This window comes from Nesterenkonia sandarakina, assembly GCF_014138825.1.
Lineage (GTDB): Bacteria > Actinomycetota > Actinomycetes > Actinomycetales > Micrococcaceae > Nesterenkonia > Nesterenkonia sandarakina.
The window spans coordinates 285,328-307,607 of record NZ_JACJIH010000001.1 but is presented as its reverse complement, the minus strand read 5'-3'; the positions used below and the strand labels follow the sequence as shown (position 1 = coordinate 307,607).

The window sequence follows — 22,280 nt, the reverse complement described above, 5'->3', positions numbered from 1 at the left end:
TCGGTCACACCCCTGGATCCCCGCGAACTGGGGGTTTGCTGAGCTCGAGGAGCTCAGCCCCGATGGACCAGCGCGAGGTTCTTCTTCCCGCGACGGACCAGCAGGAACTTCTCGTGCAGCCAGACCGAGTCCGCCACGAGGGCATCGGGGTCGGTGATCTTCTGGTTGTTGACGTAGGCGCCGCCGTCGCTGATCGCCCGGCGAGCCTCGCCGTTGGACTTCACCAGGCCGGTGTCCACCAACAGGCGCACCGCAGTCGCCTCCTGTGCGGGGATGCTGGCGTGCGGAAGCTCCGAGGCCACCGCATGCAGCGTGGGCTCGTCGATCTCCTCGAGCTCACCCTTGCCGAAGATCGCACCGGAGGCTTCAATGACCTTGGTCGTTGCCGCTTCCCCGTGCACCAGTGAGGTCACATCCCAGGCCAGTGCCCGCTGGGCTTCGCGCTTGAAGGGGGCGTCCTGCACTGAGCGCTCCAACTCCGCGATCTCCTCGCGGGTGCGGAACGTGAAGACCTTCAGCCGGTCGATCACATCGGCATCGGACTGGTTGAGCCAGAACTGGTAGAAGGCGTAAGGCGAGCACAGCTGCGCGTCGAGCCAGATGGCGTTGCCCTCAGACTTGCCGAACTTGGTCCCATCCGAGTTGGTGATCAGCGGCGTCCCGAGTGCGTGCACCTGGGCCCCCTCTGCGCGGCGGACCAGCTCGGTGCCCGATGTCAGGTTCCCCCACTGATCGGAACCGCCGAACTGCAGCGTGCAGCTGTACTGGCGGAAGAGCTGCAGGTAGTCGAAGCCCTGGAGGATCTGGTAGCTGAACTCGGTGTAGGAGATGCCCTCCTCGGAGTTCAGCCGCTTGGCGACGATGTCCTTCTTCAGCATGGTCCCGACTCGGAAGTACTTGCCGATATCGCGCAGGAACTCGATCGCAGTCACGCCCTGGGTCCAGTCCAGGTTGTTCACCATGGTGGCGGCGCTCTCTCCGTCGAAGGAGATGTAGTGCTTGATCTGCTTCTGCAGCGAGTCCACCCAGCCGGCGACCACCTCGGGGGTGTTCAGGGTGCGTTCGCTGGAGGGCCGGGGGTCCCCGATCAGCCCGGTGGATCCGCCCACCAGGGCCAGCGGCTTGTGCCCTGCCAGCTGGATCCGGCGCATGGTCAGCAGCTGCACCAGGTGACCCAGGTGCAGCGAGGCGGCGGTGGGATCGAAGCCGCAGTAGTAGACGATCGGTTCTCCCGCGAGCACCTGCTCCAGGGCGGCTGCGTCGGTGGAGACGTGGACCAGCCCGCGCCAGTTCAGCTCTTCCCAGAGCGACTCGAAGCTTGCGTCGTTGCGCTGGGCGGCCAGCGCCGGGTTCGTGGATTCGAGGCTCATCTGGGTCACAGCAGGTACGTTACCAATCTTCTCGTCTGGGAAGGCTCAGATTCGGTCAGAACCCGGCGGGAAGCTCCCGGGCGGCGATCAGATGCAGGGCGTGGGTGGGCCGGGTCAGGGCCACATAGAGACTGCCCACTCGGCCGGCGGTCTCCTCGAGGATCTCGGCGGGTTCGACGAGCACCACGGCGTCGAACTCCAGGCCCTTGGCCTCCTCGGCGGAGAGCGCCAGGATGTCCTCGCTCAGCGAGCCTGCCCCGTGACCCACTCGGGCGCCGAACTCCGCGACCAGCGATCGGCGAGTGAGGCTGCGCAGCCGCTCGGGAACGATCGCCGCGACCAGCCCCTCCCCCACCCGGTCATGTTCAGCGCGCACCGCGGCGGTGGCGGCGGTGACCAGCTGGTCCTCCGGCACCTGTTCGATCACCGGCGGGTAGTCCCCCTCCCGCACGGTGCGCAGCGAGGTGGTGTGCAGCCCGTTGGCCTCCGCGACGCGTTCGGCAAGCTCGAGGATGGTCCCGGGGGTGCGGTAGTTCACCGTGAGCTCCTCCACGCGCATGCGCTCCCCCACGAAGGGCGCCATGGCTTGCTGCCAGCTCGCGGCGGCCGAGGGCGAGGAGCCCTGCGCGATGTCACCGACGATCGTGAAGGACTTCAGCGGGCAGCGACGCATGAGCACGTGCCACTGCATGGCGGAGAGCTCCTGGGCCTCGTCGACCACGACGTGGCCGTAGGTCCAGGAGCGATCCACCTGCGCGCATTCCGCCGCGGTCAGCCGTGGACCGGACTCGGCGTTCATGTCCACCACGGCCTGGGCGTCGAGGAACCCTTCGATGCCCATCTCCTCGAGCTGCGGGCTGGCGTTCTCCACGGCGCGCTGAGCGTTGTCCAGCGACCGCGCCGCGGCCGCCTTCTGCCGGGCCGCCTCGCGTCCGGCGGATTCATCCAGGGTCCCGAGCAGCTCTGCGGCCTCATCGAGCAGCGGCACATCAGCGCTGGTGAAGGGGCTTCCGGGTGTTCGCTGCAAGAGCTCGCGCTCGGCGGCGGTGAGCTCCGGCGCCACGTCGGAGAGGTAGTTCGGCTTGGCGAAGAGGTCCTCCAGCAGTCCCTGCGGGCTGCGCGGCATCCAGCACAGGTTCAGCAGGACCCGCACATCGCGGGCGCTGCGGACGTCTTCGAGAAGGTATGACCGGTCGGCGTCGTTGCCTTCGGAGCGCTTCTCGATGATCCGCTCGAGCTTCTCCGCGATCTCCTTCACCAGCACCTTCACGAAGGTGGTGCGAGCCTCGTTATAGGGCTTGCCGGTGGCGCGGGCCCGCTCCAGGGCGCGGTTGACCATCTTCGGGGTGACCCCGACCCGGGTGCCGTCCACCGTGACGTCCCGGACATCGGGAATGGTCCGCTGCCGGTGGGTCACGGCGGCACCGATGATTCCCACCCAGTCCAGGCGGCCCTTGATCTCCTCGACCCGAGAGTCCGGCTCCGGGGTTCCGTGCACCCCGGGGAAGAGATCCGCGAGCGAGGAGAGCACCACGCCGGTCTCACCCAGGGAGGGCAGGACCCGGTCGATGTAGGACATGAACGTGGTGTTGGGCCCGACGATCAGCACTCCGGCAGACTTCAACCGGTCGCGATGGCTGTAGAGCAGGTAGGCGGCGCGGTGCAGCGCCACTGCGGTCTTGCCGGTGCCCGGGCCGCCCTGGACGACCATGACTCCGGGAAGATCGGCGCGGATGATCCGGTCCTGCTCGGACTGGATCGTCGCGACGATGTCGCCCATCTGACCGGTGCGGCGCGCGGTGAGCGCGGCCAGCAGGGCGCCGTCGCCGTGGTTGTGGCTGGCCTCTTCCAACATGCTGGCGTCGAGGACGTCGTCTTCCACCCCGTGGACCTCACGGCGCTTGAGCAGCAGGTGACGACGACGGCGCACGCCTTGGCGTTCGAAGGCGGTCGCCTGATAGAAGACCCCGGCCTCGGGCGCACGCCAGTCCAGCATCAGGCGCTGGTGGCTCGCAGAGGTCAGTCCGATCCGGCCGATGTAGCGGCACTCACCGGAGTCGTGGTCGAGCCGGCCGAAGACCAGGCGGTCGTCCACCGCGTTGAGCTGAGCCAGCCGGTCCTCGTACATCGCGGCGAAGGCATCGCGCTCCGAGGCGTTCTGCATGGTGCCGCGGGAGCCGACTCGCCGGACCTTCGCGAGCTGGGCCTCTTTCTCGGCGCGCAGCTCATCGAGCCGGTGATAAAGCATCCCGACGTACTCGCGCTCCTCCTCCACACCGGCTTCGAGGCCGGGCACCGGAACGTCGTTGTCTTCAGGCATGATCTCGGCTGTGGCCGAGGACTGTGAATCACTCATCAAGCAGCGCAGCTCTCCGTCGCAAATTTGCTGACCATCAATCATACCTCTATTCGGGTCTGACGAATATGACGTCATCGAGGGCTGACTACGGGCTGACCTCTGCCGGAACGTTGCGCCCGGGCCTGTAGGCCGAGACGCTGGGATCAGCGTCGAGCCAGTACCGCCAGGGGTAGACGCTCCTGCCACCTTCTCCGGAGACCCCGACGCGCGGTCCGCTGCGAATCCGCTCTGCGTCCACCGGCGCCGTCGGTGGAGTCAGCGTGAACCGAGCCGGGGCATCCGAGTCCGCTGAGCGCTGGGCCGGGGGCTGCATCGGGGACAGCCGAGACACCTGGCGCGGCCGAGACACCGGAGGCACCGGAGACGCCGGAGGCAGCTGGACCTGCTGAGCGTCCATCGAGAGCGTGATGCCCAGACCCTGACCCAACCGACCAGGACCTGAGAGCAGCTTCGCGCCGGTCTCCCGGCCGCCCCGGCGCTGGATCGCCAGCTCGCGGCCCGCCAGGACCTCCCCGGCGCGCAGCAGCACCCCGCCCGCCGTGCCCTCCGGGCCGCAGGCCAGGTTCAGGCAGCGGTGGATGCCGTAGTTGAGGTAGACGTAGGTGTGCCGCGGCGGCCCGAAGAGCGCCGCATTGCGCGCGGTCTTGCCGTTGAAGCTGTGCGCGCCCGGATCTTCTCCCTGGTCGCCATAGGCCTCCACCTCCGTGAGCCGGATCAGCACCGTTCCCTCCGCGGTCTCCACGGTGAGCTCGCAGCCCAACAGCGCCGGGGCCAGCACGGTGGCGTGGCCCTCGAAGAGGGCATGCAGGGTCTCAGAATTCATCCGTCAATGATCGCAGACAGGCACTGGACCCCTTGGCCGGCCCTGGAACCCCAGTCCGACTCTGGAACCCCTGGCCGGTTCAGTCCTCGGTCTCGGTCACCGAATCCCAGCTCGGGAAGGGGTCGCCGAAGCTGCGCCAGAGCCCGGGTCCGGCGCAGAGTTCGGCATCGGTGAGCGTGGCCTGGTCCAGGGCGGCGGTGAGCCCTGGCGCATCGAGGTCAATGCCGATGAAGGCGATGTCCTGACCGAAGGCGAGCAGCTCCTCGGGGGACTGGAGCTGATGATCGAAGGCCAGCGGGGAGAGTGAGATGACCGCTCCGATGTGCTCCCACTGCGCGGTCACGTGCGGGCGGCTGGCGAGCCGGGCGAACCCTGCCGAGCGGATCACACGGCCGAACTCCTCGGTCTCCACGCGAAGGTCCAGAACCGATTTGAGCCGTCCCGGGTGGAAGGGACGGTGCTGGTCATAGCGGAAGGCCGAGACCCGAGCGTGCCGACGGCGGGGGTGGAAGTCTGCGTTGAGCAGACAGGTCCAGCCGGCGCGGGCCTCCTCCCCGGAGTATCCCGGCACCGGTGGTCCCGAGGTCCACGCGGCCGGCTCCCCGGCGAAGCGGACCTGCGCCTGCGGACTGAGATGGGCCACCAGCGCGGTGAGCACGCTGAGCTGCTCGGGATCGACGCGGCGCCAGTTCACCAGCATCACGGTGGAGGCGTATTCGATCTGCTTCACGATCACCTCGGCACGGCAGACATATGCCAGCTCCCCCGGGTGCGTCCAGCGCTGATCAGCGTCGAGGACCACGTAGTCGTCCCGGAACAGGTCATCGAGCAAGTGTGCGGCGTCGACGACGCAGATCACCTCCGCAAGCGTCGCCCCCACCCCAGGGTCCTGGGTCGATGAGGTCAGCGAGCCGATCACCTCGGTGATCGCGCTCGCCAACGGATACTCCACGACCAGCTCGGCGCTGCTGGGCACGATCTGCAGCAGCCGCAGTGAGGACTCCAGCGCCATGTCATCGGCGGCGATGCGATCCGCCGGCAGCAGGATCGATCCCCGCTGCGCGGCGAGACCTGCGGCGTAGTCCTTCCGCTCTGGGCCGCAGGCGCCCATCACGGCGACCACCTGGACTCTGGGTTCTCCTGCGCTCATCCCGGGCCCCTTTCGACTGACTTCTCCATGGCAGCTTCTCTCCCCTATGCTTAACGCTAATGCTACGCATTCTCACTAGGAGGACATAATGAAGGTTCGGAAGTCACTGCGCGCTTTGAAGAACAAGCCCGGCTCACAGGTGGTGCGTCGGCGAGGACGCACCTATGTGATCAATAAGAAGAATCCGCGGCTGAAGGCTCGCCAGGGCTGACATAGTCCTGGGCGTGGCCGGCGACGTCGTTGACGTAGACCGCTGACTGGTTATAGGCGACGACGGCGGCCACCCAGCCCTCATCGCTGGTGAGGTCTCCCCCGCTCTCGCACAGGTACACGGCGGCGGTGAGCGCGGCGTCGTCGAACTGGTGCGGATCGGAGACGCCGCTGCGGGATCCGTCCTGGGCGTAGAGCGCCCAGGTGGCAGGAATGAACTGCATCGGCCCGACGGCGCGGTCCCATTCCGGGTCCCCGTCCAGGGTGCCGCCGTCGGTGTCCGGGATCTCCGCCAGTCCAGGAGCACCGTCCAGCGGGAGCCCGATGATCGCCGGGGAGACCTGGCCGTCGGATTCCACCTGCGCCCCGGCATAGGTGCCGTGCTGAGACTCGACCTGGCCGATCCCGGCCAGCGTGTTCCAGCCCAGTCCGCACTCCGGCCTGGTCTCAGACACCAGCAGCGCGGCCCCGGTGTAGGCCGCCAGCGCGCGCGGCGGGATCCCGGTGCGCTCCGAGACTGCCTCGAGCCAGGCCTCATCGGCGAGTTCGGCGATCGGCGCCCACGGCTGACCCGGTTCGGGCTCCGCGGCAGGGGCGGCGGCTTCCGGAAGTCGCTGATCAGGGGCACTGGGGTAGTCAGGTGCCGGTTCCTGCCGTGGCTCGGCGCAGCCGCTGAGCACCAGGGCCGCGCACACCGCGAGAACCGCCCCGACCAGCTCGGTCGGGGCGGTTCTGCGCTGCGGCGCCTGAATCTGCGTCATGCGGGGATCATTGCAGCACCGGGATGCGGCATCCCTGGGCTGCCGGTTCCGAGTCGGTCTCAGCTGATCTGGTCCGGGCCGACGTTGCTGCCTGCCGAGGTGATGAACTCCTGGATCGGGCCCAGCTGCAGCTTGAGCTCCTCGAGCTGCTCAGCCACCGCCGAGGGCGCGGTGCCGCCGCGGGAAGACCGGGAGTTCAGCGAACCGAAGGTGGTCAGCACCTCCCGGACGGCGGGGGTCAGCTGCTCAGAGATGCCGGTGAGCTCCGCATCGGTGAGGTCCCAGAGTTCGACGTCGCGGGCCTCTGCCACCCGCACGGCCTCACCGGAGAGTTCGTGGGCCACTCGGAAGGGCACTCCCTGCCGGACCAGCCACTCGGCGATGTCGGTGGCCAGGGCAAAGCCGCGCGGTGCCAGCTCGGCCATCCGCTCGGTGTGGAAGACCAGGGTGGCGATCATCCCGGAGACTGCCGGCAGCAGCAGCTCCAGGGTGTCCACCGCGTCGAAGAGCGGCTCCTTGTCCTCCTGCAGGTCCCGGTTATACGCCAGCGGCAGGCCCTTGAGCGTGGCCAGCAGACCGGTCAGGTCCCCGATCAGGCGACCGGACTTTCCGCGGGCCAGCTCGGCGACGTCGGGGTTCTTCTTCTGCGGCATGATCGAGCTGCCCGTGGAGAAGGCGTCGTCGAGGGTGACGAAGCCGGCCTCCTTGGTGGCCCAGAAGATGATCTCCTCGCTGATCCGGGACAGATCCACGCCGATCATGGCGCTGACCCAGGAGAACTCGGCGTAGACATCGCGTGCCGCGGTGCCGTCAATGGAGTTCCAGGCCGCCTGGGAGAAGCCGAGCTCCTCGGCCACCCGCTGCGGATCCAGGCCCAGCGAAGACCCGGCCAACGCGCCGGAGCCATACGGCGAGGTGGCCGCCCGGCGGTCCCAGTCCAGGAGGCGCTGCAGGTCGCGCAGCAGCGCCCAGGCATGGGCGAGCAGGTGGTGGCTCAGCAGCACCGGCTGGGCATGCTGGAGGTGCGTGCGGCCCGGCATGGGCGCGTTGGGGTGCGCCTCGGCCTGGGTGATCAGCGCCTCGATGGTGCCGAGCACCCCGGCACCGATGACCCGGGCGTGATCGCGCAGGAACATCCGCCCCATGGTGGCGATCTGGTCGTTGCGCGAGCGTCCGGCGCGCAGCTTTCCGCCCAGATCCTCACCCGCGCGCTGGAGCAGTCCGCGCTCCAGCGCTCCGTGGACATCTTCATCACTGGCCGCCGGGGTGAAGTCCCCGGAGAGCACGTCGGCCTCGAGCTGATCCAGCGCAGCCAGCATCCCGGTCAGCTCAGCATCCTCGAGCAGCCCGGTGCGGTGCAGCACACGGGCATGCGCCCGGGATCCGGCGATGTCATAGCGGGCCAGCCGGAAGTCGAAGTGCGTGGACTTGCTCAGCGCCGCCAGTGCATCGGCGGGCCCCGAGGCGAACCGGCCGCCCCAGAGCGCGCCCTCGTTGGTGCCGTGTCTGCTCTGCGAATCCTGCTGATCCGGGCTCGCGCCCTGCGGGTTCATGCCCTCCGGGTTCATGCTCAGCGGTCCAGGCTGCCGAGGCCGGAGAAGTCCGGCTTGCCGTGGATGCGCTGCTCGCGCTGGGAGGCCACCTTGGAGGAGAGGCCGAAGATGTCGATGAATCCGCGGGCGCTGGACTGATCGAAGGCGTCGCCGGCGTCGTAGGTGGCGAGGTTGAAGTCATACAGGCTGGTCTCGGAGCGCCGGCCCTGCACGGTGGCGCGCCCGCCGTGCAGCTCAAGCCGGATCTCACCGGAGACGTACTTCTGGGTCTCGTCGATGAAGGCGTCGAGGTTGCGCTTGAGCGGGGAGAACCACTGGCCGTCGTAGACCAGCTCGGTCCAGCGCTGGTCCACGGTCTTCTTGAACCGGGCCTGCTCGCGCTCCAGGGTGATGTTCTCCAGTTCGCGGTGCGCGGCGATCAGCGCCATGGCGCCGGGAGCCTCGTAGATCTCGCGGGACTTGATGCCCACCAGGCGGTCCTCGACGATGTCGATCCGACCCACACCCTGGGCGCCGGCGCGGCGGTTAAGCTGCTCGATGGCCTCCAGCGCGGTCACGGTCTGCCCATCCAGTGCCACCGGCACGCCCTGGTCGAAGGTGATGGTGACGACATCGGGTGAGGGCGGGAAGGAGGGGTCCTCGGTGTAGTCGTAGACGTCCTTGGTGGGGCCGTTCCAGATGTCCTCGAGGAAGCCGGTCTCCACGGCGCGACCCCAGACGTTCTGGTCGATGGAGAAGGGGTTCTTCTTGGTCGTCTCGATCGGCAGGTTGTGCTTCTCGGCGTATTCGATGGCGAGCTCACGGGTCAGCGCCAGGTCGCGGACCGGGGCGATGCATTTGAGCTCCGGGCCCAGGGTCTGGATGCCGACCTCGAAGCGGACCTGATCGTTGCCCTTGCCTGTGCAGCCGTGAGCGACCGTGGTCGCGCCGAACTGCTGGGCGGCGGCGACCAGGTGCTTGGTGATCACCGGGCGGGAGATCGCGGAGACCAGCGGGTAGGAGTCCATGTAGAGGCCGTTGGCCTTCAGCGTGGGCATGCAGTACTGATCGGCGAACTCATCGCGCGCATCGGCCACGTAGGCCTCCACGGCGCCGCAGTCCAGTGCCCGCTGACGCACCGTCTCCAGTGACTCTCCGCCCTGGCCGACGTCGACGGCGACAGCCACGACCTCCTGGCCGGTGGCCTCGGCGATCCAGCCGATGGCCACAGAGGTGTCGAGGCCGCCGGAATAGGCGAGAACAATACGATCAGTCACAACGAATCTCCTTGGGGAACGGAACTTTGGCTCGGATACAGACTACATAATTATTCACAGGTCTGCATAAAGCGTCTTGGTGAGGTTCGGGGTCCCCGTCAGGTTATCGCCTTCGCTACCCCTGGGGATCCGGGTGCCTGGGCCGGTCTCCGATAGACTTGCGGCCATGTCACAGGACTTCCAGCACGCTGCAGATCACTCAGAGAACCAGCAGCCTCCCGCAGGCGGCGCGCCGGAGCTGACCGAGGAACAGATGGAGTTCCTGGCCTCGATGTTCGGCCTCGCCCGAGCGGGCAAGACCGAGGAGCTGCTTGACCTTGTGGACCGCGGTGTACCGGTGAACCTGAGCAATGAGAAGGGTGACACGCTGCTGATCCTCTCGGTCTACAACGATCACACCGAGCAGGCCCAGAGCCTGCTGGCGCGCGAGGCCGACGTGGACCGGGTCAACGATCAGGGCCAGACCGCGCTGGGCTGCGCGGTGTTCCGGCAGAACGAGGTGGCCACGAAGGCGCTGCTCGCCGCCGGCGCCGATCCACGCCTGGGCCGCCAGAGCGCCTATGCCGTGGCCGAGATCTTCGGCCTGGACGCGATGCGCGCGATCCTTGACTCCCACCAGGGCTGAATCGTCGACTCAGACTGGGACACGCGCTCCGGCTTGCCCGCACGCCCGGGCTGACTCGCCTCCTCGGGCCGCATCGCGTTCCCGGGCTGGTTCAGCCGCGACCTTCGGCGAAATCGGTGAAGCGCTGGGCCACCGCGGCTCCTCCGTCAGGGGCGGTGGTGACCACCATGATGGTGTCGTCCCCGGCGATGCATCCCAGGACCTCGGAGATCCCGGCATGGTCCACCGCGCTGGCCAGGAACTGCGCCGCCCCGGGAGGGGTGCGCAGGAGGACCAGGTTCGCGCTGGGTTCCGCGGAGACCAGAAGGTCCTTGCACAGCGCGATCAGCCGCGCCGTCGTCGTCGCGTCGGTCTGATCGGCCTGCAGCTCACGGTCATGTCCGTCGGAGGGCACCGCGTAGATCAGCGCTCCCTGGGCTCCGCGCACCCGGGCGGCGCCGATCTCCACCAGATCCCGAGAGAGCGTCCCCTGGGTCACGGTGACCCCGGCGTCGGCGAGGCGTTCGGCCAGCTCGGCCTGCGAGCGGACCTGGGAGCGGGTGATCAGCTCGCGGATCTTCGCGTGCCGGGCGGTCTTGGTGGTGGGCGCCATCTCAGCGCTCCCCCGCGCGGACCAGCGCCTCGGTGTGCTCGTCGGCAAGCCCGGAGCGCACCAGCAGCCAGGCCATCAGGGCCTTCTGTGCGTGCAGCCGGTTCTCCGCCTCGTCGAAGACCACCGACTGCGGACCGTCGATGACCTCGGCGCTGATCTCCACGCCGCGGTAGGCCGGCAGGCAGTGCAGGACGACGGCGCCCGGTGCGGCATGTGCCATGGCGGCGGCGTCGACCCGGTAGTCCCCGAAGAGCTGGAGCCGCTGCTGCTTCTCCTCCTCCTGGCCCATCGAGACCCAGGTGTCGGTGGCCACCGAATCGGCCCCGGTCAGCGCCTGGACCGGATCCGTGGTGATCAGCAGCTTGGCACCGGTCTGCTCGGCGCGGGCCTGGGCAGCGTCGATGATCCGCTGCTCGGGCAGGTGACCGGCGGGACCGGCGATGCGCACATCCATGCCGGCGTTGACCCCTGCGAGCAGGTAGGAGTTCGCCATGTTGTTCGCCGCGTCCCCCAGATAGGCCAGCGAGCGGCCCTGCGTGGCGCCGAGGTGTTCGCGCAGGGTCAGCAGGTCCGCGAGCAGCTGGCAGGGGTGGTAGTCATCGGAGAGCGCGTTGATCACCGGGACCGCGCTGTGCGCAGCCATCTCTTCCAGCCCGGACTGGGCGTAGGTGCGCCAGATGATCAGGCTGACCATCCGATCGAGCACCCGGGCGGTGTCTGCGATGGTCTCCTTATGCCCGAGCTGGGACTCGCCGGGGTTGACCACCAGCGGGGATCCGCCGAGCGCGGAGATCCCGGCGGCGAAGGAGAACCGGGTCCGGGTGGAGGTCTTGTCGAAGAACACCGCGGCGGTCTGCGGCCCGGTCAGGGCCTTGATCTCATACGGGTGGGCCTTCATATGCGCGGCGAGGGTGAGCACCTGATCCAGCTCGGCGGGGCTGAGGTCTAGGTCGGTGAGGAAGTGGCGGACGGTCATGAGGTGCTCCTGCGGTGGATCTCGGGAAGGGCGTCGATGAACTGCTGGATCTGCTCCACGCTGATGATCAGCGGCGGAGCAAGGCGCAGCGTCTTCGGACCCGTGGCGTTGATGATGAAACCCGCCTCCAGCGCGGCGGCGACCATGGCCGGGGCAAGCGCCTCGGCGTCCTCGGCGGCGAGGTCGAAGCCGATCAGCAGTCCGTGGGCGCGGACCTCGGTGACGAAGTCCAGGCCGACGAGGCCGCGGGCCGTGTGCTCGCTGACCTGCTGGACCTTGCGCAGCAGGTCGGTGGACTCGATCACGTGCAGCGTGGCCAGGGCAGCCGCCGTGGCGGCGGGGTTGCCGCCGAAGGTGGTGCCGTGCTGGCCGGGGTTCAGCAGCGTGCTGGCATGTTCCCCGAAGGTGAGCATCGCCCCGATCGGGAACCCACCGCCGAGACCCTTGGCCAGGGTCATCGCGTCCGGGAGCACCGGGTCAGAATCCGCCGGGGCGGAGTCGGAGAGCGCGGAGTCTGACGGCGCGGGGTCTGCCGGCGCAGAGTCGGAGGGCGCAGAGTCGGAGGGCGCAGAGGCGAACCAGGAGCCGGTGCGGCCGATCCCGGTCTGCACCTCATCGAAGATCAGCAGCGCCCCGGCGGCCCGGGTGATCTCCCGGGCGGCCTTCAGGTATCCGGCCGGGTGACCGTGGACACCGGCCTCGCCCTGGACGGGTTCGATGATCACAGCGGCCACGGTCTCATCCACCGCCGCGCGCAGCGCCTCGGCGTCCCCGGCGGGCACCCATTCCACCCCGCCGGGCAGCGGTTCGAAGGGTTCCCGGTAGCTGGGCTTGTGCGTCATCGCCAATGCGCCCATGGTGCGGCCGTGGAAGCCGTGCTCCAGGGCGATGATCCGGGGCCGGTCGGTTCCACCATGGCGACGCGCGAGTTTGAACGCGGCCTCATTGGCCTCGGTGCCGGAGTTGGTGAAGAACGCCTTGGAGCCTTCCGGTGCCTGGGCGAGCTGCAGCAGCTTCTCGGCGAGTGCGATCTGGGTGGGGCTGGTGAAGAAGTTCGAGATGTGCCCCAGGGTGCTCAGCTGCGAGGAGACCACGCTGGTGATCAGCGGGTGGGCGTGACCCAGTGCGTTGACCGCGATCCCGCCCAGCAGGTCCAGGTACTCCCGGCCGTCGGCGTCCCACACCGTGGCGCCGGAGCCGCGGACCAGCACGCGCTGCGGGGTGCCGAAGACCCCGAGCAGCGATTCGGTGTAGCGGGCCAGGAGCTGCTCCCCGGGCTCCACCGCGAGCGTCGCACTGGTGAGATCAGCACTCGTGGGCTCCGCGGCACGCGCCTCCGGCGGGTTCTGCTGGGTCTGCGGGCTCTGCTGGGTCTGCGGGCTCATGCCGCCTCCTCGTCGGGAACGATCTGGGTGCCCACGCCCTCGGTGGTGACGATCTCCAGGAGCATCGAGTGCGGCGCCCGGCCATCGACCACGTGGGCCCTCGGGACCCCCGCCTCCACGGCCTTCAGCGCCGCGGTCATCTTCGGGATCATGCCCGATTCCAGGCTGGGCAGCATCGCGCGCAGGTCGGTGGTGCTCAGTGAGGAGATCAGCGAGGACTTGTCCGGCCAGTTCGCGTAGAGGCCTTCCACATCGGTGAGCATCACCAGCTTGGCCGCCCCGAGCGCGGAGGCGACGGCGGCCGCGGCGAGGTCGGCGTTGACGTTGAGCACCTCGCCGGTGGGCGCGGCGTTCTCGGCGGTGGAGTCGAATTCCGGGGCGATGGTGGAGATCACCGGGATCCGTCCGGCGTCGAGCAGGTCGGTGATCGCATCGGGGTTGACTCCGCTGACCTCGCCGACCAGTCCGAGGTCGACGGTCTCGCCGTCGATCTCCACGGTGCTGCGGGTGGCGCGCAGCAGGGCTGCGTCCTCACCGGAGAGACCCACGGCGTAGGGGCCGTGGCTGTTGATCAGTCCAATCAGCTCGCGGCCGACCTGACCGGTGAGCACCATCCGGACCACCTCCATGGCCTCCGGGGTGGTGACTCGCTGCCCGGCGCGGAACTCGGATTCGATCCCGAGGGTCTGAAGCATCGCGTTGATCTGCGGGCCTCCGCCGTGGACCACCACCGGGTTGACTCCGACGTGGCGCAGGAAGACCACGTCCTCGGCGAAGGCGCGGCGCAGCTCGTCATTGATCATGGCGTTGCCGCCGTATTTGATCACGATCGTCTCGCCGGCGAACTTCTGGATCCAAGGCAGCGCCTCGACCAGGACGGAGGCCTTGGCACCGGCGGAGCTCAGGCTCCCGGCGTCGCGGGGTTTCATGCTGGAGGTCATCGGGGTCCTTGATCAGCTGGAGTAGGCAGAGTTCTCATGCACGTAGTCGTGGGTCAGGTCATTGGTGAGGATCGTGGCCTCGGCGTCGCCGGACTTCAGATCGATGACCACCTTCACGTGGCGCCCGCGCAGGTCCACCAGGTCTCGGTCCTCCCCGATCCCCCCGGCGCGGCAGATCCACACCCCGTTGACGCTGACGTCGATGGTGGAGGGGTCGAAGTCGACGTCGGTGGTGCCCACCGCGGAGAGGATCCGGCCCCAGTTGGGGTCCTGTCCGAAGATCGCGGTCTTGAACAGGTTGGACCGGGCCACGGCGCGTCCGGCGGTCTCGGCCTGTTCCTCGGTGGCGGCGTTGATCGTGGAGATCGCGATCTCGTGGTGGGCGCCCTCGGCATCGGCGATCAGCTGGGTGGCCAGATCCTGGCACACCTGGTTCAGCGCGGCCTGGAATTCGGAGAGGTCCACTCCGGAGGGGTCGGCCTGCGGGTGCGCCCCGGAGGCCATCGCGATCACGGTGTCGTTGGTGGACATGCAACCGTCGGAGTCGGCGCGGTTGAAGCTCAGCCGGACGGCCTCGCGCAGCGCGGCGTCGAGGTCGGGCTGGGCGATCACCGCGTCGGTGGTGAGCACCGAGAGCATCGTGGCCATCCCGGGGGCGAGCATGCCGGCGCCCTTGGCCATGCCGCCAATGGTGAACTCCGCGCTCGTCGCGGTGGAGACCTTCATGACCGAGTCGGTGGTCATGATGGCCTGCGCCGCGCGCGCTCCGGCGGCCTCGGCGGGTTCCAGCTGCGCCACGGCGGCGTCGATCCCCTGCAGCAGCGCGGGCATGTCCAGGCGGACCCCGATCAGCCCGGTGGAACAGACCAGCACGTCCCCGGCGGAGACGTCGGCCCCGGTGGACTGCAGCTGCTCGGCCACGACCTCGGCGGTCTGGTGGGTGTCGGCGAAGCCCTGCGGTCCGGTGCACGCATTGGCCCCGCCGGAGTTCAGCACCACAGCGTCGGCGCGGCCATCGATGATCGCCTGCTGGGACCAGAGCACCGGTGCCGCAGCGACCCGGTTGGTGGTGAACACGGCGGCGGCGTGCTTGTCCGGTCCGTGGTTGAGCACCAGCGCGACGTCGCGCGGCGGGTTGCCCTGGGCGTCGGCGGACTTCAGTCCGGCGGCGACGCCTGCGGCGCTGAATCCTTTCGCGGCGGTGACACTCATGGGGAGACTCCCAGCAGGTTGAGCCCGGTGGTCTCTTCGAGACCGAGGGCGATGTTCATGGACTGCACGGCGCCGCCGGCGGTGCCCTTGGTCAGGTTGTCTGCGGCCGAGACGACGACGGCGCGCCCGGCGTGCTCGTCCACGGCCAGCTGGATGGTGACGTGGTTGGAGCCCACCACCTGCTTGGTGGCCGGCCACTGGCCCTCTGGGAGCAGGTGGACGAAGGCCTCGGCGTCGTAGTGTTCGCGGTAGGCCGCGCGCAGTCCTGCCTCGGTGGTGCCGGGGGCGAGCTTGGCGGTGGAGGTGGCCAGGATGCCGCGCGGCATCGGGGCCAGGGTGGGGGTGAAGCTGACCTGGACCGGGGTACCGGCCGCGCCGCTGAGGCCCTGTTCGATCTCCGGGGTGTGCCGGTGCACTCCGCCGACCCCGTAGGGGCTCATCCCGCCGATGACCTCTGCGCTGAGCAGGTGGGGCTTCAGCGCCTTGCCTGCACCTGAGGTGCCGGTGGCCGCGACGATCACGATGTCATCGGGGGCCAGCAGTCCCGCCGCCAGGCCAGGGGCCAGACCGAGCATGATGGTGGTGGGATAGCAGCCGGGCACCGCGATGCGTCGGGCGCCGGTGAGTGTGGCGCGGGCTCCGGGCAGCTCGGGCAGCCCGTAGGGCCAGGTCCCCTGGTGGGCGGAGCCGTAGAACTTCTCCCAGTCGGCGGCGGATTCCAGCCGGTGGTCGGCGGCGGCGTCGATCACGATGGTGTCCTCGCCGAGCTGGTCGGCGATCTCCGCCGAAGCTCCGTGCGGCAGGGCCAGGAAGACGACGTCGTGTCCGGCCAGGTTCTCCGCGGTGGTCTCCACCAATACCCGGTCTGCCAGGGAGAGCAGGTGCGGCTGCACGCTGCCCAGGCGCTCCCCTGCGCTGGAATGGGCGGTGACGGCGCCGATGTGAACCTCGGGGTGGCCGGCCAGCAGTCGCAGGACTTCTCCCCCGGCGTAGCCTGAGGCTCCGGAGACAGCGATCGAATAGGTCATACCCAGCAGTCTAGGCCGATATATGCGTCATCACCAATAATTATGCATTACTGGTGTCCGGGAACTTCGCCGCCGCGGGCCTGCGTTGGGTACGCTTGCGGCCATGAATGAACAGAGCGTTTTCCCGGAGGACCTGCCCGACAGAGCCCGTGTGGTGCATGCCGAGCAGGCAGGTGGGACCGAGGTGCTCATCGAGACTCAGGTGCCGCTGCCCGAGCCGGGGCCGAACCAGGTACTCGTGGAGACCGCCGCGACCGGGGTCAACTTCATCGAGACCTACCAGCGCAGCGGCGTCTACCCCGTGGAGCACCCCTTCGTTCCCGGCACCGAAGCCACTGGCCGCATCCTGGCCGTGGGAGAGTCCGTAGAGTCCCTCTCGGTGGGCCAGCGCATCACCACCCTGGAGGCTTCCACCGGCACCTACGCCAGCCACTTCCTGGTCGACGCCGGCAAAGCCGTCCGCGTCCCGGATGAGGTCACCGATGAGCAGGCCGCCGCGCTGCCGCTGCAGGGCATCACCGCCCACTACCTGGTCAACTCCACCTACCGGGTCTCCCCCGGCGAGACCGTGCTGACCCACGCCGGCGCCGGCGGGGTGGGTCAGATCCTGACTCAGCTGCTCAAGGCCAAGGGGGTGCGGGTGATCACCACCTGCTCCACCGAGGAGAAGGCCCAGATCGCGCAGGCTGCCGGAGCGGACTATGTGCTGGGCTATGAGGACTTCGCCGAGCGGGTCCGTGAGATCACCAAGGGTGAGGGTGTGGCGGCGGTCTTCGACGGCGTCGGCAAGGACACCTATGTCGGTTCTCTGGACTCCCTGGCGATCCGTGGGTTGTTCGTGCTCTACGGCGGCGCCTCCGGGCAGGTGCCCCCGCTGGACCCGCAGGAGCTCAACCGCCGAGGCGGGCTCTATGTCACCCGACCGGCCACGCACTGGTACCTGCGCAACGCCGAGGAGCGCAGCTGGCGCTACGCCGAGCTCTTCAGCGCCTTGACCAGCGGGGACCTCAAGCTCAGCATCGGAGCCAGCTACCCGCTCGCCGAGGCGGGACGAGCCCACGATGACCTGGAGAACCGCCGGACCACCGGCAAGCTGCTGCTGCGTCCCTGAGAAGCAGCCACCATGCCGAGTCGGGCCCGTCTCCTGTGACACAGCTGATCCTCGCTGAGGCGGCGCTGACCCCGGAGGGGGCCCTCGGGCGGTATTGGCTACGCCTGGAGCAGGGACGCATCCTCGACGCCGGGCATGGTCACCCACCCCAGACGCCGGATCTGCACCTCACCGAGGGCGTGCTGGCCCCTGGGTTCGTCGATGTGCACGCCCACGGCGGCGGCGGCGCGGCGTTCACCGACGGCGCCGAGGCAGGCCGGACCGTGTTGGCGGCACATCGTCGGCGCGGCACCACGAGCATGCTCGCCTCCCTGGTCAGCGCATCGGTCCCGGAGCTGCTGGAGCAGGCGAAGCAGCTCCGGGCCCTGGTGGAGACCGGCGATCTCGCCGGGATCCACCTCGAGGGGCCGTGGCTGAGTCCCTGGCACTGCGGGGCCCATCAGGCGTCGCTGCTCAGCGACCCCACCCCGGAGGCGGTCTCGGCGGTGCTCGAGCAGCCGGCGGGGCAGCTGCTGCGCTATGTCACCCTCGCTCCGGAGCTGCCCGGCGCCCTGGAGGCCGCTGCCCGGCTGCGCGCGGCGGGACTGACCGTGGGCGTCGGTCACACCGGGGCCAGCTGCGCGCAGACGCGTGAAGCGATCGCCGCCGGGGCCAGCGCGGCCACGCACCTGTTCAATGCCATGAAGGGCCTGCACCACCGGGACCCAGGCGCGGCTCTGGCACTGCTGGAGGAGCCGACGTCCTTCCTCGAACTGATCAGCGACGGGGTCCATCTCGACGCCGAGATGATCCGCTTCGTCTGGGACTCCGCAAGACGCAATGGCGGGCCCCAGCGTCCGGTGCTGGTCTCAGACGCCATGCCCGGGGCTGCCTCCCCGGACGGCCGCTACAGACTTGGAGCGGTAGAGGTCGAGGTTCTCGGGGGCGTGGCCAGACGCGTGACCTCAGACGGCAGCCTCGGTGCGATAGCGGGTTCAACGCTGACCCTCTCCGCTGCCGTGCGGGAGAGCATACTTCGCGCCGGCATTGAGCCGGCGCAGGCTCTCATGGCCGCCACCGCGAACCCTGCGGCCATGATCGGACTCGAGAACGTCGGCAGGCTGCTCCCCGGTGGCCGTGCCGACCTGGTGCTGCTGGACCCGGAATGGCAGGTGCGCCGGGTGATGTACCGCGGGCGCTGGCTGGATCAGCGGTCCTCGGGTGCCTCACAGACCGATGGCCCGGCAGACTGAGCGTCTGCCGGACCACCTGAGTCCTCAGCAGTGAACCGTGGGGGGCTGGGTCAGCCCCGCGTTGTCACCGCTGCACGTGATGCTGCGCTTACCGCTGCACAGCCCCGTGGCGCTGCTGGGCTAGGGCGACGGCGCCGGCGCGGGCCTCGGAGGCCTCCTCGGCAGTGAGCGTGCGGTCCGCGGCCCGGAAGCGCAGCGCGAAGGCCAGCGACTTGTGTCCGGCCTCGATGTGCTCACCGGAGTACACGTCGAAGAGCTCGATGCTCTCCAACAGCTCCCCGGCACCCTCGATCAGGCTGGCCTCCAGCTCCCCGGCCGGAAGCTGCTCGGCGACGATCAGAGAGACATCCTGGGTGGTCGGCGGGAAGGTCGAGATCGGCTCGGCGCTGATCTGCTCCGGGGACCCGTCGATGAGCGCGGAGAGATCCAGCTCCATCACCGAGGTGCGGGCGGGCAGGTCGAGTTCTTCGATGACCTTGGGGTGCAGCTCACCGGCGTGACCGACCCTCACTCCGTTGAACCGCAGCTCGGCGGTGCGCCCGGGGTGGAAGGCCTGGTGCCGGCCCTGGACCACCTCGAGGCGCACGCGCAGCAGCTCAGCGACCTTCTGCGCGGCGTCCACCGCATCGGCCCAGTCACGACGCCGTCCGGGGACACCTGGCAGCTCGGCCGTCTCGGCGCCGCTGAGCGCAGCCGCGAGGTGCAGCGGCTGATCCGGGATCCCGGCGTCGAGCCCTGCCAGCACCTCTTCCCCGGGGTAGGCCCCGAGGTCCGGGATGCTCGCCGAACCCAGCTGGGACTTCGGGTGGAAGACCGTGCCGGCCTCGAAGAGTGCCACATCGGTGAAGCCGCGGGAGACGTTGCGGCGCAGCGCCTCCAGCAGCCCCGGGAGCACGGTGGTGCGCAGCGCGGGGTACTGGCTCGCGATCGGATTGGCCAGACGCAGCATCGGCATCGGCTTCCCGGTGTCCTCGGCCTGCCCGAACCGGGTGTTGGCGGCCTCGGAGAAGAACGGGTAGCTGAGCACCTCGGTGAAGCCTGCCGCGGCCATGCCAGCGTAGACGCCGCGGCGGCGCTGCTGGGAAGTGGTGAGTCCACGGCCAGCCGGCGGCACCGGAAGCCTGGAAGGGATCTGGTCATAGCCGACGAGCCGGGCGATCTCCTCCACCAGGGCGGCGGGGATGGTCAGGTCCGGGCGCCAGCTCGGCGGGGTCACCAGCAGGTGCTCCCCGTCCTGACCCAGCTCGGCGCCGATGGCCTCCAGTGTGGAGCGGATCTGCTCCGGGGTGTAGGCCACCCCGGTGAGCTGCTCCGGAAGCGTGGACTCCAGCCGGATCGGCTGCGGCAGCACAGGTGCTCCGGCGTCGGTGACCTCGCGAGAGTCGGTACCCCCGGCCAGCTGGACTAACAGGTCCACCACGCGCTGCGCGGCGAGCGGGGCCAGCAGCGGGTCGACGCCGCGCTCGAAGCGCTTGGAGGCCTCCGAGGGCAGCTTGTGCCGGCGCTTGCTGCGGCTGATGCTGATCGGATCGAAGTGCGCGGCCTCCACGACGATGCTCGAGGTGCTGGCGTCCACCTCGGTGCGCGCCCCGCCCATCACCCCGGCGATGCCGATGGGACCGGACTGATCCGCGATCACCAGGTCCTCCGGGTTCAGCGTGCGGACCTTCTCATCCAGGGTGGTGAGCTTCTCACCGGCCGCGGCACGGCGGACCTCGATGCCGCCGTCGAGCTTGGCTGCGTCGTAGCAGTGGTTGGGCTGACCCAGTTCGAGCATCACGTAGTTTGAGACGTCCACGGCGATGTTGATCGAGCGCATCCCGGCCAGGCGAAGCCGGGAGGCCATCCAGGGCGGGGTGGGCGCGGCCGGGTTGATCCCGGTGACCGTGTGCGTGACGAACCGGGTGCAGCCGTGCACTCCGTAGATGGGGGTGTCATCGGTGAGCGTGACTTCGTGACCGGGCCGGGCGTCGTCGTCTTTGGTGGTGCTGATCTGGGCTGCCGGGTCGGTAAACGGGGTGGACGTGGCGTGGGAGTACTCCCGGGCGATCCCGCGGATGGAGAAGGCGTAGCCGCGGTCGGGGGTCACGTTGATCTCCGCGGCGGAGTCATAGAGGCCCAGCAGCTCCATGGCGTCGGTGCCCGGTTCCGGGTCGAGTCCCAGCCGCGAGAGCACCAGGATCCCGTCGTAGTCCTCGCCGATGCCGAGCTCGCGCACCGAGGCGATCATGCCGGCGGAGACGTGGCCGTAGGTCTTGCGCGCGGCGATCCGGAAGTCTCCGGGGAGCACCGCACCGGGGAGGGTGACCACGACCTTGTCCCCGACCTCGAAGTTGTGCGCGCCGCAGACCACGCCCTGGACTCCCGAGGGGTCGATGCCCTCCTGAGTCAGGGTCTGCGCGGCACCCTCGGGCACCACTCGGACCTGGCACCAGTTGATGGTCTTGCCGTTGGATTGCGGCTCGGGGATCTTCTCCAGCACCTCGCCGACGACGATCGGGCCGCTGAGCGAATCGGTGGGACGGTGCACGTCCTCTTCCTCAAGCCCGACCTTGACCAGCTCGGCCATCAGATCTTCTGCGGTGCCCGATTCGGGGAACTGGGTGTATTCACGAATCCAAGAAAGCGGAATGCGCATGTCTCAGACCTCCATTCCGAAGTGCTGGCTGAAGCGGATGTCGCCTTCGATCATGTCGCGCATGTCCGGGACCCCGTTGCGGAACATCAGGGTGCGCTCAATGCCCATGCCGAACGCGAAGCCGGTGTAGACCTCTGGGTCCACCCCGGCGGCGCGCAGCACGGCGGGGTTGATCATGCCGCAGCCGCCCCATTCCACCCAGCGCGGGCCACCCTTGGCCTGGGCGTGCCAGACGTCGAGCTCGGCGGAGGGTTCGGTGAAGGGGAAGTAGCTCGGGCGCAGCCGGATGGCGGCGTCGGGGCCGAACATCTGCCGGGCGAAGTGCTCCAGCGTGCCCTTCAGGTCAGCCATGGTCAGTCCCTTGTCCACCGCGAGGCCCTCGAACTGGTGGAACACCGGGGTGTGGGTGGCGTCGAGCTCATCGGTGCGGAAGGTCTTTCCGGGGCAGAGCACGTAGACCGGCAGCTCGCGGCTCAGCAGCGAGCGGATCTGCACCGGGGAGGTGTGCGTGCGCAGGACCAGGTGCGCCTCCGGGGGCTCCACGAAGAAGGTGTCCTGCATCTCCCGGGAGGGGTGGTCCGGGGCGATGTTCAGCGCGTCGAAGTTGAACCACTCGGACTCCACCTCCGGGCCCTCGGCGATCTCCCAGCCCATGGCGATGAAGACGTCGGAGACCCGCTCCTGCAGCACTGAGAGCGGGTGCCGGGCACCGAGCGGACGACGCCGGGGCGCCGCGGTGACGTCCACCGTCTCCTCCACCAGGATCCGCTCCGCGTGCTCAGCCTCGAGCACCGCGGTGCGCGCGGCCAGGGCCTTCTGCATCTTCCCGCGAGCGCCGCCGAGCAGCTTGCCCGCGGCGGCCTTCTCGGTCTTCTCCAGCGACCCGATCGCACGGTTGGCCAGCACCAGCGGCGCCTTGTCTCCGGTGTGCGCCAGGCGGGCGGTCTTGAGCTCCTCGAGATCGCCGGCGGCGGCGAAGGCGTCGACGGCCTGCTGGACAGCATTCTCGATGGCGGCTTCATCCAGCGGATGCGGTGTTTCGGGCGTGGACATTCTGC

Annotated in this window: 19 protein-coding genes; 4 read left to right on the top strand and 15 right to left on the bottom strand. The window is 69.1% G+C overall.

Going from position 1 to position 22,280, the window contains the following annotated elements:
* Positions 1 to 53: 53 nt before the first annotated feature.
* The 4 genes from tyrS to HNR24_RS01400 form a co-directional block, all read right to left on the bottom strand.
* Positions 54 to 1,370 carry a tyrosine--tRNA ligase gene (tyrS, locus tag HNR24_RS01415; RefSeq protein WP_182496048.1) on the bottom strand — a complete coding sequence of 439 codons (1,317 nt, stop codon included), beginning with the start codon at positions 1,368 to 1,370 and terminating at the stop codon, positions 54 to 56.
* A gap of 55 nt (positions 1,371 to 1,425) precedes the next feature.
* On the bottom strand, positions 1,426 to 3,690 hold the full coding sequence (locus tag HNR24_RS01410; RefSeq protein ID WP_259392481.1) for a HelD family protein: 2,265 nt from the start codon (positions 3,688 to 3,690) through the stop codon (positions 1,426 to 1,428).
* A 124-nt stretch (positions 3,691 to 3,814) separates the two neighbouring features.
* A complete protein-coding gene (locus tag HNR24_RS01405; RefSeq protein WP_058887165.1) occupies positions 3,815 to 4,552 on the bottom strand; it encodes a DNA-3-methyladenine glycosylase in 738 nt (245 codons plus the stop codon).
* A 79-nt stretch (positions 4,553 to 4,631) separates the two neighbouring features.
* Positions 4,632 to 5,702 (bottom strand): GTP-binding protein, encoded by a 1,071-nt coding sequence (locus HNR24_RS01400; RefSeq protein WP_058887166.1) that lies wholly within the window; start codon positions 5,700 to 5,702, stop codon positions 4,632 to 4,634.
* 88 nt (positions 5,703 to 5,790) lie between these two features.
* On the opposite strand from HNR24_RS01400, the gene ykgO reads away from it, so the two are divergent.
* The gene (gene ykgO / locus HNR24_RS01395; RefSeq protein ID WP_083504506.1) at positions 5,791 to 5,913 is read left to right on the top strand and encodes a type B 50S ribosomal protein L36; all 123 of its coding nucleotides are present in this window, start codon (positions 5,791 to 5,793) and stop codon (positions 5,911 to 5,913) included.
* On the opposite strand, the gene HNR24_RS01390 is transcribed toward ykgO, so the two are convergent.
* From HNR24_RS01390 to HNR24_RS01380, 3 genes are read right to left on the bottom strand one after another with little or no spacing between them, the layout of a single operon-like run.
* On the bottom strand, positions 5,873 to 6,673 hold the full coding sequence (locus tag HNR24_RS01390) for a lytic transglycosylase domain-containing protein (protein WP_058887167.1): 801 nt from the start codon (positions 6,671 to 6,673) through the stop codon (positions 5,873 to 5,875). The two genes, ykgO and HNR24_RS01390, sit on opposite strands and share 41 nt — an antisense overlap.
* A 59-nt stretch (positions 6,674 to 6,732) precedes the next feature.
* Positions 6,733 to 8,226 carry an argininosuccinate lyase gene (gene argH / locus HNR24_RS01385; protein ID WP_375139285.1) on the bottom strand — a complete coding sequence of 498 codons (1,494 nt, stop codon included), beginning with the start codon at positions 8,224 to 8,226 and terminating at the stop codon, positions 6,733 to 6,735.
* Between the two features lie 17 nt (positions 8,227 to 8,243).
* Positions 8,244 to 9,482 carry an argininosuccinate synthase gene (locus HNR24_RS01380; protein WP_058887169.1) on the bottom strand — a complete coding sequence of 413 codons (1,239 nt, stop codon included), beginning with the start codon at positions 9,480 to 9,482 and terminating at the stop codon, positions 8,244 to 8,246.
* Positions 9,483 to 9,648: 166 nt separating this feature from the next.
* Between HNR24_RS01380 and HNR24_RS01375 the strand changes: the two genes are divergently transcribed.
* Entirely contained in the window at positions 9,649 to 10,107 is a 459-nt protein-coding gene (locus tag HNR24_RS01375; protein WP_182494784.1) for an ankyrin repeat domain-containing protein, read from the top strand.
* A 91-nt stretch (positions 10,108 to 10,198) separates the two neighbouring features.
* Here HNR24_RS01375 and HNR24_RS01370 read toward each other — a convergent pair whose 3' ends face one another.
* From HNR24_RS01370 to argC, 6 genes are read right to left on the bottom strand one after another with little or no spacing between them, the layout of a single operon-like run.
* Positions 10,199 to 10,699: an arginine repressor gene (locus HNR24_RS01370; protein ID WP_058887170.1), complete on the bottom strand. Its 501-nt coding sequence runs from the start codon at positions 10,697 to 10,699 to the stop codon at positions 10,199 to 10,201.
* Position 10,700: 1 nt separating this feature from the next.
* The gene (argF, locus tag HNR24_RS01365; RefSeq protein ID WP_182494783.1) at positions 10,701 to 11,675 is read right to left on the bottom strand and encodes an ornithine carbamoyltransferase; all 975 of its coding nucleotides are present in this window, start codon (positions 11,673 to 11,675) and stop codon (positions 10,701 to 10,703) included.
* Positions 11,672 to 13,060, bottom strand: a complete 1,389-nt coding sequence (locus HNR24_RS01360) for an acetylornithine transaminase (protein WP_182494782.1) — start codon at positions 13,058 to 13,060, stop codon at positions 11,672 to 11,674. The genes argF and HNR24_RS01360 overlap by 4 nt, the downstream gene beginning before the upstream one ends.
* Positions 13,057 to 14,001: an acetylglutamate kinase gene (argB, locus tag HNR24_RS01355; protein ID WP_179442709.1), complete on the bottom strand. Its 945-nt coding sequence runs from the start codon at positions 13,999 to 14,001 to the stop codon at positions 13,057 to 13,059. Before argB ends, HNR24_RS01360 begins: the two co-directional genes overlap by 4 nt.
* Positions 14,002 to 14,013: 12 nt before the next feature.
* The gene (gene argJ, locus HNR24_RS01350) at positions 14,014 to 15,213 is read right to left on the bottom strand and encodes a bifunctional glutamate N-acetyltransferase/amino-acid acetyltransferase ArgJ (protein ID WP_182494781.1); all 1,200 of its coding nucleotides are present in this window, start codon (positions 15,211 to 15,213) and stop codon (positions 14,014 to 14,016) included.
* The gene (argC, locus tag HNR24_RS01345) at positions 15,210 to 16,241 is read right to left on the bottom strand and encodes an N-acetyl-gamma-glutamyl-phosphate reductase (protein WP_182494780.1); all 1,032 of its coding nucleotides are present in this window, start codon (positions 16,239 to 16,241) and stop codon (positions 15,210 to 15,212) included. Before argC ends, argJ begins: the two co-directional genes overlap by 4 nt.
* A gap of 103 nt (positions 16,242 to 16,344) precedes the next feature.
* On the opposite strand from argC, the gene HNR24_RS01340 reads away from it, so the two are divergent.
* Positions 16,345 to 17,352: a quinone oxidoreductase family protein gene (locus HNR24_RS01340; protein WP_182494779.1), complete on the top strand. Its 1,008-nt coding sequence runs from the start codon at positions 16,345 to 16,347 to the stop codon at positions 17,350 to 17,352.
* 35 nt (positions 17,353 to 17,387) lie between these two features.
* Entirely contained in the window at positions 17,388 to 18,584 is a 1,197-nt protein-coding gene (locus HNR24_RS01335; protein ID WP_310735361.1) for an N-acetylglucosamine-6-phosphate deacetylase, read from the top strand.
* Between the two features lie 88 nt (positions 18,585 to 18,672).
* On the opposite strand, the gene pheT is transcribed toward HNR24_RS01335, so the two are convergent.
* Together pheT and pheS are read right to left on the bottom strand one after the other, a co-directional pair.
* Complete coding sequence (pheT, locus tag HNR24_RS01330; protein ID WP_182494778.1) at positions 18,673 to 21,222, bottom strand: phenylalanine--tRNA ligase subunit beta; 2,550 nt, start codon at positions 21,220 to 21,222, stop codon at positions 18,673 to 18,675.
* Between the two features lie 3 nt (positions 21,223 to 21,225).
* Positions 21,226 to 22,275 carry a phenylalanine--tRNA ligase subunit alpha gene (gene pheS / locus HNR24_RS01325; RefSeq protein ID WP_182494777.1) on the bottom strand — a complete coding sequence of 350 codons (1,050 nt, stop codon included), beginning with the start codon at positions 22,273 to 22,275 and terminating at the stop codon, positions 21,226 to 21,228.
* Positions 22,276 to 22,280 lie beyond the last annotated feature (5 nt).

Coding starts and splice junctions, on each gene's coding strand:
- pheT (WP_182494778.1), bottom strand. CDS start 21,222: ATGCGCATTCCGCTTTCTTGGATTCGTGAATACACCCAGTTCCCCGAA.
- HNR24_RS01410 (WP_259392481.1), bottom strand. CDS start 3,690: ATGCCTGAAGACAACGACGTTCCGGTGCCCGGCCTCGAAGCCGGTGTG.
- tyrS (WP_182496048.1), bottom strand. CDS start 1,370: ATGAGCCTCGAATCCACGAACCCGGCGCTGGCCGCCCAGCGCAACGAC.
- argC (WP_182494780.1), bottom strand. CDS start 16,241: ATGACCTATTCGATCGCTGTCTCCGGAGCCTCAGGCTACGCCGGGGGA.
- HNR24_RS01370 (WP_058887170.1), bottom strand. CDS start 10,699: ATGGCGCCCACCACCAAGACCGCCCGGCACGCGAAGATCCGCGAGCTG.
- ykgO (WP_083504506.1), top strand. CDS start 5,791: ATGAAGGTTCGGAAGTCACTGCGCGCTTTGAAGAACAAGCCCGGCTCA.
- HNR24_RS01390 (WP_058887167.1), bottom strand. CDS start 6,673: ATGACGCAGATTCAGGCGCCGCAGCGCAGAACCGCCCCGACCGAGCTG.
- pheS (WP_182494777.1), bottom strand. CDS start 22,275: ATGTCCACGCCCGAAACACCGCATCCGCTGGATGAAGCCGCCATCGAG.
- HNR24_RS01340 (WP_182494779.1), top strand. CDS start 16,345: ATGAATGAACAGAGCGTTTTCCCGGAGGACCTGCCCGACAGAGCCCGT.
- HNR24_RS01360 (WP_182494782.1), bottom strand. CDS start 13,060: ATGAGCCCGCAGACCCAGCAGAGCCCGCAGACCCAGCAGAACCCGCCG.
- argJ (WP_182494781.1), bottom strand. CDS start 15,213: ATGAGTGTCACCGCCGCGAAAGGATTCAGCGCCGCAGGCGTCGCCGCC.
- argB (WP_179442709.1), bottom strand. CDS start 14,001: ATGACCTCCAGCATGAAACCCCGCGACGCCGGGAGCCTGAGCTCCGCC.
- HNR24_RS01375 (WP_182494784.1), top strand. CDS start 9,649: ATGTCACAGGACTTCCAGCACGCTGCAGATCACTCAGAGAACCAGCAG.
- argH (WP_375139285.1), bottom strand. CDS start 8,226: ATGAACCCGCAGGGCGCGAGCCCGGATCAGCAGGATTCGCAGAGCAGA.
- argF (WP_182494783.1), bottom strand. CDS start 11,675: ATGACCGTCCGCCACTTCCTCACCGACCTAGACCTCAGCCCCGCCGAG.
- HNR24_RS01400 (WP_058887166.1), bottom strand. CDS start 5,702: ATGAGCGCAGGAGAACCCAGAGTCCAGGTGGTCGCCGTGATGGGCGCC.
- HNR24_RS01405 (WP_058887165.1), bottom strand. CDS start 4,552: ATGAATTCTGAGACCCTGCATGCCCTCTTCGAGGGCCACGCCACCGTG.